Origin of the sequence: Sporosarcina beigongshangi, assembly GCF_033485195.1 — a bacterium.
GTDB classification, from domain to species: Bacteria; Bacillota; Bacilli; order Bacillales_A; family Planococcaceae; genus Sporosarcina; species Sporosarcina beigongshangi.
The window spans coordinates 64,578-76,065 of record NZ_JAWLIR010000018.1 but is presented as its reverse complement, the minus strand read 5'-3'; the positions used below and the strand labels follow the sequence as shown (position 1 = coordinate 76,065).

Sequence of the window (11,488 nt, the reverse complement as noted above, 5' to 3'; positions counted from 1 at the left end):
TAGCCACGCAGACCATTCATCAGGTTGCGTGGCTTATTTTTGCGATACCAAAAAATACATGCATTTATAAAGATTTCCGTTCTTATTATTCTGAAAACATGGAAGTGAGTAGAATATTATCAATCTTCCATGTTAGAATGAAACTAATGCTATTGTCCTTAAATAGAAAGTTCGCTTTTATAGGCTAAAAGATCGTAGGGGGGAAATCATGAAGTTTACTGTAGCAAAAAAATTATGGTTTGGCTTTGGAGCAATATTGGGCTTACTAGTAATTGTTGGTGCTATGAGTTTATGGTCAACGATTACCATTGATAAGGAGTACACATTTTTATTAGATGATCGTGTCAAAAAAGTGGAGTTAATCGATGAATTCATTTTAAGGCATAACGAGGTACAAAGTAATGTACGTGGTTATATGTTATTTAAGGATACTTCCTACTTAGAGGCTCGAACAGAAAATGCTACTCGGTCTGACGAACTAATGGAGGAACTATCCAAAATATTAAAGTCAACGGAACATGAGGCTTTGTTGGAAGAAATGGAATTAGCTAGAGTAAAATTTGTGAATTTACAAGATGATATTATCCAAAGTGTCCAGGATGATAAAGAGCGTAAGGCGACAGAGCTTGGACGGGCAACGGCAACAGTGGGCGCCGTCATACTCGAAAATGCCGAAATCATTAAACAGGCTCAATTTAAAGAGCGAGATGATACGCGTGGTGAATTGGAAAGTTATATGTTTGGTACAATTATTTTCATTATCGGTATGGTTGCTCTTGCAGTAATTGCAGGTTTTGTTATTTCGATGATGATCGCTCGTAGTATTTCACGACCAGTCCGCATTGTAACAGATAGTTTGAACGAGATTGCAGATGGGAATCTGACAATCGATTTAATTTCTGTTAAAAACAAAGATGAGATCGGTGATATGGCAGCGGCATTTAACAAAATGGGAACCGATGTTGCAAATATGGTACGTAAAATTAACTTATCGGCTAGTCAATTAGCGATCCAATCGGATGAGCTGTCTGCCAGTTCGGAGGAAAGTTTGGCTTCATCAGAAATGGTAGCGAAGACGGCTGAAAATCAATTGTTGGGCAGTGAACAGCAGCAAAGAATAATTGGGCAATCGACCTCTTCAATGGAAGAGCTGTCTTTAGGTGTTGCTGAGATTGCAAATAATAATGAAGAGATGCTTTATGCAACCGAAACGATGTCGCAACTTATTACGACAGGTTCGAGCATGGTCGGGAAAATGTCGGAACAGATGTCCACAATTCACACGACAATCCAAGAATCCTCCGGGATTATGGAAGAAATGGCGCGTCATTCAGATGAAATACAAACTATTACATCCCTAATTACAGATATTTCGGATCAGACGAATTTACTTGCATTGAACGCGGCGATTGAAGCGGCACGTGCAGGTGAGTATGGTAAAGGATTCGCAGTTGTTGCAGAAGAAGTACGAAGACTAGCCGAGCAATCGAAAAATTCGGCGTCAGAAATTGAAGCAATGGTTGGTATGATCCAAAACGCATCAAAACGTGCAGTGACATCTATATCTGCAGGGAGTGAGCGCGTGGATGATGGCATAGCAGCAACTGAGCAATCGCGTGAAGTATTTGAGAAAATTCAATATGCGGTTGGCGATGTAACGACGAAGGTCGAAACGGTATCTGCTGCCATTGAGGAAATTCAAGCGATGGCCGATGAAGTAAGTCGTGGCGCCAATGAAATCCAGCAGTTGAGTGGCGAAGCGGCTGCTTCTGCAGGTGATACAAGTGCTGCTACGGAAGAACAGCTTGCGGTGACTGAGGAAATTTCCGCGAGCGCCCAAGCATTGGCAAGATTAGCTGAGGACCTTCAAACAGAAATGAAACATTTTAGAGTGTGAAGTATAGCAACGAACAGCGCATCTGATGATGTAGCTGTTCGTTTTTTTGTGGAATAAAGGGAAGTTAACTCAACGCTCTGTTAGTAAAGTCCTCTGCTTTCGTTGGAAGCTTCGCATCAAATCAAATTTGCTTGCATCTTTTAGCAGTTTGCTTGCACTCGTCGTCCATTTGCTTGCATTCAGTGCTACTTTGCTTGCAATTCATGACCTTTAGCCTACGACTTTTTTATAAATGGTTGCAGGTTCTCCCTTTTCACAGGAAAAGCAGTGCAAAGTAAATTCCACTTACCTATCCATTGGGTTATAATGGGTACCGTGGTAAGTAAATCTGAAATTTGCATGACTGGGGATAGCCTATTGAAAAGAAAGATCGTATATACATTAATGATTGTCTTCATCATTAGCGGCTGGGGATTTATTGCATATAGTGCAAATAATCTGCTTGATAAGCAGCCTATCGTTGTGAAGGCACCGGCTGATTTTGTGAAACGGGGTAACCTAACAGCACTACATTACGAGCCCCATTCTACGACGATTTCAATCGGAATGATTGGTGATATCCTTCTACATCACCCTCTTTTTACGTATGATAATTATGATTTTGCGTTTGCTGGTGTTAAAGATAAGCTAATGGGTATCGATTTTTTGTTAGCCAACCAAGAGTCGATGCCAGGTGGTAAGGAGCTTGGGCTGATGGGGTACCCGAGTTTTAACAGTCCAAAGCATATCATTCGAGATTTGAAAGCGAATGGCGTGGACATGGTATCGATTGCGAATAACCATACAATCGACCGAAAAGAAGCAGGGCTGCGAAAAGCGCTCGAGCATATCAAGGAGTACGACATGCCTTATGTCGGGGCGTATATTTCTTTCGAGGACCGGGCAGCGCATCGGACAATAGAAATTGAAGGGATTCAAATTGGTGTTCTGAGCTATACCTATGGGACAAACGGGAATCCTGTTCCGCGCGGAAAAGAATATTTAGTGTCTTTAATCGACCGTGAACGAATGCAGAAGGAAATCAGTCATTTGTCAGAGCTTGTGGATGTGGTCGTAGTCTCTATGCATTGGGGGAACGAATATCAGCTGACACCGTCACAGGGGCAAGAAGAGTTAGCACAGTTTGTATCGAATGCGGGAGCGGATATTATTTTTGGTCACCATCCTCATGTACTGCAAAAATATGAGGAGGTAGGGAAGACGAAGGTGTTTTATTCGCTTGGTAATTTCTATTCTGCTCAGCAGTTCGATTCAACAAATATCGGGGGCATTGCGAAAGTTTCTGTTGCGAAAATAGAAGTCGCTGGACAAAGTTTTGTGGAAATTGCTGATCCGCAATTTTATCCGACCGCTGTGAAGAAAGATGACAAAAAAAGATTTGTCGTAGTTCCGTTAAGAAATGCGGGTACTTCCGCTATGTATGATGAAGAATGGGTAGGCAGACATATAGGTGTGCCATCCTGGTAATAGAAAAAAGCGTTCCATTCCCAATAAAGATAGGAATGGAGCGCTTTTTATTGTTATTATTCATTAGGAGTTGATTCAAGAAATTTTTTGAATTGACTTTCAGTGACATGATCATTCACGCCAAAACTTCCATCTGAAAAGCCATTTGTAATGTTGAGGGAATAAAGTATTTCAATATATGCAGCAGCCCAATGATCCTCTGGTACGTCACTAAAAGTTGTTTCTGTTACCGTTGAACCTTCAAGCTGGAATGCTTCTACTAGTACTTTTGCAAGTTGAGCACGTGTTAATGGATCTTCAGGATTAAATTCTCCATTGCTATTGCCTGAAAAAATACCTGCATCTGTTACCGCGAGTATCGCATCGAAATAGGGATGATCAGAAGAAATATCCGAAAAAGCGGATTGTTCACTTGTTTTTATCAAGCCAAGTTTATCAACAAGGATTTTAGCGATTTCCGCACGAGATACATGCTCAACCGCTGCTTCTGCAATTGCTGCTACTTGGGTCTCTGGAGTGAAATCTTTCACCCGGCGAGCGCCCATATAACGGCTTCCCCAGTAGGCAGGATCATAAATAGAAGAAATCATAACGCCACGACTTGTTGAAGCGTGAATGAAGTTGTTTGATCCGATGTATATCCCGACGTGCGAAACGCCTTTACCACTTGTGTTGAAAAAGACAAGATCTCCTGTTTGAAGATTACTTTTTGCAACAGCATTGCCAGTAGCAAATTGTTGGCCCGTCGATCGTGGAATGGAAATTCCCATTTTATTAAAAACAAATTGTGTATAGCCTGAGCAGTCAAAACCAGAAGTGCTTGTCCCACCATATGAATAGGGAGAGCCGATATAAGATCGTGCAGTATTTACGAGCGAAGATGTAGAATTCGCAGATGCCAATGATGGAACGGATGTTGCAAACAATAAACTTACTAACATGAAAGTTAACAGACGTTTCATAAGTGTCTTAAATTCCCCTTTCGCACGTTCTCTACAGTGTGCTTTATCTCTGAACATCTTAGCACAACTAATACCTTCAATTCGGTTACAATTACATTACAATACTATTACAGTGCGGATTGCTTATTTTTCAAAGGACAAAAAATAGCATAGCAGCTTAAATTCCATGAGATTGCCAGCCGTTTGATATGTTATAATCATTGCATGTTTAAATAAAGGTAATAGCAAATTAGGCTATTGGTATAGATGGGATGAATAAAGAAATGAAAAAAATAGTTATATTTAGTAATATGTATCCGTCTTCGCGCCATTTGACGTTTGGATTGTTCGTAAAAAATCAAGTCGAGCTTCTACGGTCGGCAGATCTTGCCGTCGATGTTGTTGCGATTCAGGATCCTGGAAAAGGAAAATTGAAGGCTTTGACAAAATATATGACGTGGGGTATCCGTTCTTTTGTATACATGATGAAAAACCGAAAGAGGCTATCTTTAACACATGCGCATTATGCATTTCCAACAGGTTTTTTATCATTGATGGGGAAAAAGCTGTTTGGTATTCCTTACGTTGTGACAGTTCACGGCGGTGATATCGATAAAATGGCGGCGAAAAGTCAGCGTATTGCCAAAATGACGAAGCATATCCTGCAACAGGCGTCAGCAGTCATTGTTGTTGGGGACAAGCTGAGGGACGATGTGACAAGTCGTTTTGGTGTTCCAAACGCTAATGTGCATGTCATGAGCATGGGGGTGGATACGTCTATTTTTAAATATGTATCAAAAGAGGAAGCGCGAAATAAGCTTCAACTACCAATGGAAGAAAAAATAGTACTATTCGTTGGGAATATCATCCGAGCTAAAGGACTTCTCGAGCTTGTTGAATCGTTTGATTCGTTAAAAATGTCGCTACCGAATAGCTCACTGTATTTAATTGGTTCGCAGAAAGACAGTGATTTTGCTGAAGAGTTGCGATCATTTATTCGCGATAAAGATGTGGAAGATATCCACTTTAAGGAGCCGTTTCAGCAAGACGAATTATCGTTTTGGATGTCGGCATCCGATGCGCTTGTCCTTCCTTCACATCACGAAGGCTTTGGATTGGTTGCGCTTGAAGCGATGTCGGCGGGGACGAAAGTGGTCGGAACGGATGTTGGTGGCTTGTCTTACTTGCTGAAAGATGGCGCAGGAGTTTTAGTTGAACCTAAAAATCCTGATTCTCTCGTGCAAGGTCTTTGGAGTGTACTAGATGAAAACTCCGTTGCAATAGATGATAACGTTGTACGTGAAAGGATTGCAATGCATTCTTATGAAGCTATTTTAAAGAACTTGCTTGCTATTTATCGTACGGTTGATAAAAAGTGAAAAAAGATTGATAGATAGTGGGGAGCGATTTCTATGGTAGTAAAAGAGCAAATTAGTCAGTGGTTTGAACATTTTCATGCGCATCCAGAGGTGAGTTGGAAGGAAGTGAAGACGACTGCTAAGCTTGCGGAAATCTTAACGGATATGCGGGTCAAGCACCATACATTTGACGATGTGACAGGTGTTGTGGCTGAAATTGGAGAAGGCGACCGAGTGATTGCAGTACGCGCTGATATCGACGCCCTTTGGCAGGAGGTTGGCGGTGTCTTCCAAGCGAATCATTCATGTGGGCATGATGCGAATATAGCGATGGTACTAGGAGCGTTGTCCTATTTGCAGAGAGAAGAGCTTGGTAGTCGCATTCGTTTTATCTTCCAACCAGCCGAAGAAAAAGGCAATGGTGCGAACGCGATGATTGAAAGAGGTGCAGTCGATGGCGTTTCGCATTTATTCGGTGTGCATTTACGTCCTCAAGAAGAAATTCCTTTTGGAAAAGTAGCGCCGGCTATTCACCATGGGGCGGCCGTTTTCTTAGAGGGAAAAATTACAGGAGTCGATGCACATGGTGCGCGTCCACATCAAGGGAACAATGCGCTGGATCCGTTGTTTGCCATTGCACAATTCGTCAAGACCATTCAATTCTCTCCATTTGAGTCTTATTCAGTGAAGCTAACGAAGGTACAAGCTGGCGGCGACAGCCTTAATATTATTCCAGGAACGGCTACATTCGCAATGGATGCACGCTCACAATCGAACGCGGTGTTAAATGAATTGAAGGAGCGCATTGACAAAGGTATTCAAGCAATTAGTCAGCTATATGACATCGGAATTGAATTGAGTTGGAGTGACTATACACCAGCCGCAGAGGTGTCAGAGGAAGCGGCAGCAATTGCGAGGGAAGCGATAGTGGAAACGGTCGGTGAAGAAGGGTTTGCACCAGCAATCATTACATCAGGCAGTGATGATTTTCACTTTTATACAATCCATCGACCAGCGTTAAAAGCCGCAATGATCGGTATCGGTGCGGATTTGGGGCCAGGACTTCATCATCCAGAAATGACATTTAACCGTGAGGCACTCGATATTGGTGCACGTATTTTGACAGCAACATTGAAAAAAGCCTCATTTTTGGAGGATTGACAAGAAGGAGGACTATCCGTCATGGATGGTCCTCCTTTTTTGGTGTTTAATTTGAATGAAACATTACCAAGTAACTCGATTATATGACTCACCTTACTGAACGATTTCTACATGAAAAAGTTATCCAATCCAATTTTGTCCGTTAAGCCACTTTTCTTGAATAACAAAATTTTATCCTTCGGTAAACGCTTGATAATGATTTGAATACCTCTTTTATCCGCATCGTCCAGCAATGCAAAAAGTGTCGCCTCACCTGTTGCATCAATGACAGAAAGATGCTCCATGTCGAGAATGATTTTTGTCGCACCAGATTCAAGCAGCTGTGGATATTTATTTTCAAATATTTTGGCGGTCCCAAAGAAAATAGGGCCATCTACAGTATACTTTGTTAATGAAGTAGGACTATCCAACCCGAATTTAACAATCTCGACATCAGATAGCTTAGCTTCGTCAATATGGAGCTTTCCACTCATTTTCTTTAGGAACGAGAGGGCTGCTAGTAAAATCCCGACTTGAACGGCGACGGTTAAATTGATAAAAATCGTCAATAGAAATGTTGTTAATAAAACAATGGAATCCCCTGAACGAATCGATAGAATATGAACGAACGCTTTGCGAGCGCTCATATTCCACGCGACATACATCAAAATGGGTGCCATCGCCGCTAATGGAATATGCGATGCGTAAGGTGCAAATAGTAGCAAAAACGCCAAAACAAATAGACTTTGTACAACCCCAGATATGGGACTAACAGCACCGGAACGAATATTTGTCGCAGTTCTTGCGATTGCCCCTGTTGCAGGAATACCACCGAATAATGGTGTAATGATATTGGCAATTCCTTGCCCGAACAGCTCCCGCTTCGAATCATGCTTCTCCCCGCTTTTCATACCATCTGCAACAACAGCTGACAATAGCGATTCAATGGCACCGAGTGCGGCAATAATGAGCGCAGGCTGCCATAGCAATACCAGTTTAGATAAGGTAATATGCGGGAAATGGAAACTTGGAAGTGTCTTCGGAATACCACCGAATGCTGTCCCAATCGTTTCTAATTTCCCAGGGAATAGAAAAAATGAAATGACTGTCGGAATGAGTAATGCAACGAGCAGTAAAGGAATACGTGGCGCAATCTTTGGTAATAAAAAGATAACGGCCAAACCGATAACTGCGATTAGAATACTGTAGCTATTGACCGTATGGAATTGCTTGAAGAGATCAATCATATTTTCATGGAAAAATTCTTTTTTCTCTAATCCAGTAATGCCAAAAAAATTGCCAAACTGTCCTGTAAAAATGATAACAGCAATCCCTGTTGTAAAGCCGATTGTAACCGATCGTGGAACAAAGTGGATTAGACTACTAATGCCGAGAAAACTCATAATGACAAGGAAAACACCAGCCAAAAATCCGGCAATTAGCAAATCCTCATAACCGTATTGCAGTACGATTGCTAATAAGATTGGAATGAAGGCACCTGTAGGTCCAGCAATCTGAAAACGAGATCCACCTAATAAGGCAACGAGGAGACCGGCGATGATTGTCGTGTAAAGACCATACTCAGGCTTGACCCCCGAGGCAATTGCAAAAGCCATCCCGAGCGGAATGGCTACAATACCAACTGTAATTCCCGCAATCAAATCCTTGCGAAATCCGGTTGCGTCATAATGAAGATAACGATTATCCTTGAACATTCAATTCACTCCGTCTACTTTGACTTATCTGAAACGTTCTCTATTAAGTATATCCAACAAACGTTGGAGTGACAAGGGTTCGAGATTAGGACAGCTGAAAAAGGATTACGTCGATAAAATCAACAGATGGACTGATAAACAACTCTCTTCAATCTGCTAGTCAGAATTATTGGAGTTAAAGAACATTGGCTAATTTCTCCAAAGTCTATTCAAATTACAAGTATTCTTCCGAAGAAGGATATAGAATCAAATAGCTATATTGAAATGATTACTGTATATAGCTCAGAGAAAGTGAGTGTGTCATATGAAAAATAAAATAATGGTAGTTTTATTTATAACGCTGTTACTTGGGGCGTGTGGACTGGAGGAAAAAAATCCACTTGAAGGAAAAGTGAAAGTTGGCGTTATGCTTTCCGAAAACGGTCTTGGTGATCAGTCATTTTCTGATTTGGCTTTTGCTGGTTTGGTAAAGGCTCGGGATGAAGAAGGTATTGTTATTGAATACTTAGAGCTTGCAGATACAGGAACGTATGAAAATGGATTTGAACAACTCGCTAATAGCGGAAATGATTTAGTATTCGCGCTTGGATTTACAGGTCAAGAAGCGCTTGAAAAAGTGGCGCAAGCCTATCCGCAACAATCATTTGTTTTGGTTGATGCGGTATCGGAAATGAACAACATTACTTCAATTACCTTTAAGGAAAACGAGGGAAGTGTTTTAGCGGGTATCGTTGCGGCGACGGTGTCGGAAACGCAGACAATCGGTTTTATTGGTGGCGTAGAAGCCCCACTCATTCAACGTTTTGAGCAAGGCTTCGTGCAAGGTGCAAAATCAGTGAATCCAACGATTGAAATTATGACTGAATATGCCGGAAGCTTTGATAATGATGTACTTGGAGCAGAAATTGCAGCAAATATGATTGATAGTCAGGCGGACGTTTTGTATGCTGCCGCTGGATTTACAGGAGTTGGCATGCTACAGGAAGCTGAAAAACAGGGTGTCTACGCGATTGGAGTAGATAGTGATCAATACTTTTACGCAGAAAAAGCTGTCATTACATCGATGATGAAGAAGATTGATCTTGCATTATTTGATATTATCCATGCCTATAAAGAAACTGGGGAAATCCCATCAGGCCATGTTGAGCTTGGATTTGCAGAAAATGCGGTTGGGCTAGCCCCATTCCGTGTTCTCGACTTAACGCAGGCGGACCAAGAAAGACTGGACGGATATTTAGAAAAAGCTACATCAGAAATGAAATAGGGAGGGGAATATGAACATGACCATTAAGAAAAAGATATTACTCAATTCACTCTCCGTGCTTGGTCTCTCTATTATTATGATAGCAGTGATTATATTTAGGATGATGGCGATTCAAAATACAAGCAGTGATTATGTAGACGTACTATTAGCGGTTCATGACGTGAATGCAGAAACGAAAGCAACGATGAATAGCTTAAATACGCTCGCTTATAACATGACGGACGGCAATAAGGAGAATGTACGTAATCAGCTTGATTTGACAACCTTAACATTTGATGCGGCTGTAAGTCTTGTGAAAGAGCAAGAAGCCCGAGATATTTTATTAAAAGCGCAGGAGAAATTTGTTTTATTAAAAGAGGCAGCACTCGGAGCAGTTGAAGAGAACAACTCCGCGGAAATTAATCGACAATCCCTTCGTAATGTAGGAATTGTCAACGATATTTACATGGTGGATCTTTTTACATCCGCACATTATGATTATTTACAAGAATTACTCGCGAAGCAGATTAAGGACGTCATTACTTTTGCCGTACTTGGAACTATTTTTGTCATAGTGGGAACGATTGTGATTATTCTTCGATTGGCAAATGCCATAACAAATCCACTTCAAAAACTAGCTGTAAATGCGGAGGAAATTGCATCGGGTAATCTCATCGTAGAGGCAATAGGCTATGATAAAAAAGATGAATTAGGGCAGTTGAATCATGCATTCACAACGATGACGGATCAGCTACGCTCACTTCTGCAATCGATTGATGCTGCGAGTCGAAATGTGGATAACTATGCAAAAGAGCTGGAAACTGAAAACAGTTATCTTGCCGAAGCAAGTAATCAGGTGACACTTTCGACGGAAGAGCTGGCAAAGGGCACACAAAGCATTTCCGAGGATTTACAAAGTTCGGTAGAGCTCATTGAACAGATGAATCATGAATTTGGCACAAATGTTGAACGTGCTAAAAATTCTGCTGAGTATGCAGCATTGGCCAATCAAGCAATTGTAGAAGGTCGTGGAGCGATTGATGAGCAGCGTGCACTAATCGACAACAATAACGAAGCGTCGAAATCAATCGAAAAAGCGACTGAACAATTTACACAGTATGCGGGAAGCATCGAAGAGATGGCAAAAACAGTTTCTGACATTGCAACACAGACAAATTTACTCGCTTTAAATGCTGCAATTGAAGCTGCACGCGCTGGAGAAGCAGGGAAAGGTTTTGCTGTCGTTGCTGAGGAAGTGCGGAAACTTGCAGATGCTTCTACCGCAGCAACCGTGCAGATTTTTGATATGGTCAACCTGATTAAAGGAGGACTCAATTCAATTGCAGAATCAGTAGGAAAAGGTGTGGAAATTGCGACAGCACAAGATGACAATGTGACACGCACACTCAATGCTTTCACTAATATTGAAGACAAAATGGATAGCATTACAGATGCGTTGGAAGATCTTGTGGCAGGTGCGGACACGTCGCAGCAGTTTAATAATACTGTTCTGGAAAATACAGAAAACATTAGTGCCGTCGTCGAACAGACGGCTGCGGGTAGCGAAGAGATTTCTGCGTCTGCGGAGGAACAGCTGAACTCTATTGGAAAAGTTGTGGATAAGGTAACTGCCCTACGTGAATTAACGGAGGACTTAAATACCATGATTACAAGATTCAAATTATAAGTAAAAGACCGCCCCGCTTTTTTGCAAGGCGGTCTTTTGC

General features: G+C 41.6%; 8 protein-coding genes. 6 read left to right on the top strand and 2 right to left on the bottom strand.

What is annotated here, in order from left to right; translation table 11 throughout:
• Nucleotides 1-208 precede the first annotated feature (208 nt).
• Nucleotides 209-1,897, top strand: coding sequence for a methyl-accepting chemotaxis protein (locus R2B77_RS10275; RefSeq protein ID WP_203245877.1), 1,689 nt, complete (start codon nt 209-211; stop codon nt 1,895-1,897).
• Nucleotides 1,898-2,254: 357 nt separating this feature from the next.
• Nucleotides 2,255-3,364 carry a CapA family protein gene (locus tag R2B77_RS10270; protein WP_203245878.1) on the top strand — a complete coding sequence of 370 codons (1,110 nt, stop codon included), beginning with the start codon at nt 2,255-2,257 and terminating at the stop codon, nt 3,362-3,364.
• A gap of 56 nt (nt 3,365-3,420) precedes the next feature.
• Here R2B77_RS10270 and R2B77_RS10265 read toward each other — a convergent pair whose 3' ends face one another.
• The gene (locus R2B77_RS10265; protein ID WP_203245879.1) at nt 3,421-4,383 is read right to left on the bottom strand and encodes a C40 family peptidase; all 963 of its coding nucleotides are present in this window, start codon (nt 4,381-4,383) and stop codon (nt 3,421-3,423) included.
• 206 nt (nt 4,384-4,589) lie between these two features.
• On the opposite strand from R2B77_RS10265, the gene R2B77_RS10260 reads away from it, so the two are divergent.
• Nucleotides 4,590-5,684 carry a glycosyltransferase gene (locus R2B77_RS10260; RefSeq protein WP_203245880.1) on the top strand — a complete coding sequence of 365 codons (1,095 nt, stop codon included), beginning with the start codon at nt 4,590-4,592 and terminating at the stop codon, nt 5,682-5,684.
• A 33-nt stretch (nt 5,685-5,717) separates the two neighbouring features.
• Nucleotides 5,718-6,824, top strand: a complete 1,107-nt coding sequence (locus R2B77_RS10255) for an amidohydrolase (RefSeq protein ID WP_203245881.1) — start codon at nt 5,718-5,720, stop codon at nt 6,822-6,824.
• Nucleotides 6,825-6,931: 107 nt separating this feature from the next.
• On the opposite strand, the gene R2B77_RS10250 is transcribed toward R2B77_RS10255, so the two are convergent.
• Complete coding sequence (locus tag R2B77_RS10250) at nt 6,932-8,518, bottom strand: SulP family inorganic anion transporter (protein ID WP_203245882.1); 1,587 nt, start codon at nt 8,516-8,518, stop codon at nt 6,932-6,934.
• Nucleotides 8,519-8,822: 304 nt separating this feature from the next.
• Here R2B77_RS10250 and R2B77_RS10245 point away from each other — a divergent pair, with 304 nt between their 5' ends.
• Both R2B77_RS10245 and R2B77_RS10240 read left to right on the top strand, forming a co-directional pair.
• Nucleotides 8,823-9,782: a BMP family lipoprotein gene (locus R2B77_RS10245; protein WP_203245883.1), complete on the top strand. Its 960-nt coding sequence runs from the start codon at nt 8,823-8,825 to the stop codon at nt 9,780-9,782.
• Between the two features lie 10 nt (nt 9,783-9,792).
• On the top strand, nt 9,793-11,448 hold the full coding sequence (locus tag R2B77_RS10240) for a methyl-accepting chemotaxis protein (RefSeq protein ID WP_203245884.1): 1,656 nt from the start codon (nt 9,793-9,795) through the stop codon (nt 11,446-11,448).
• The last annotated feature ends 40 nt before the right edge of the window (nt 11,449-11,488 follow it).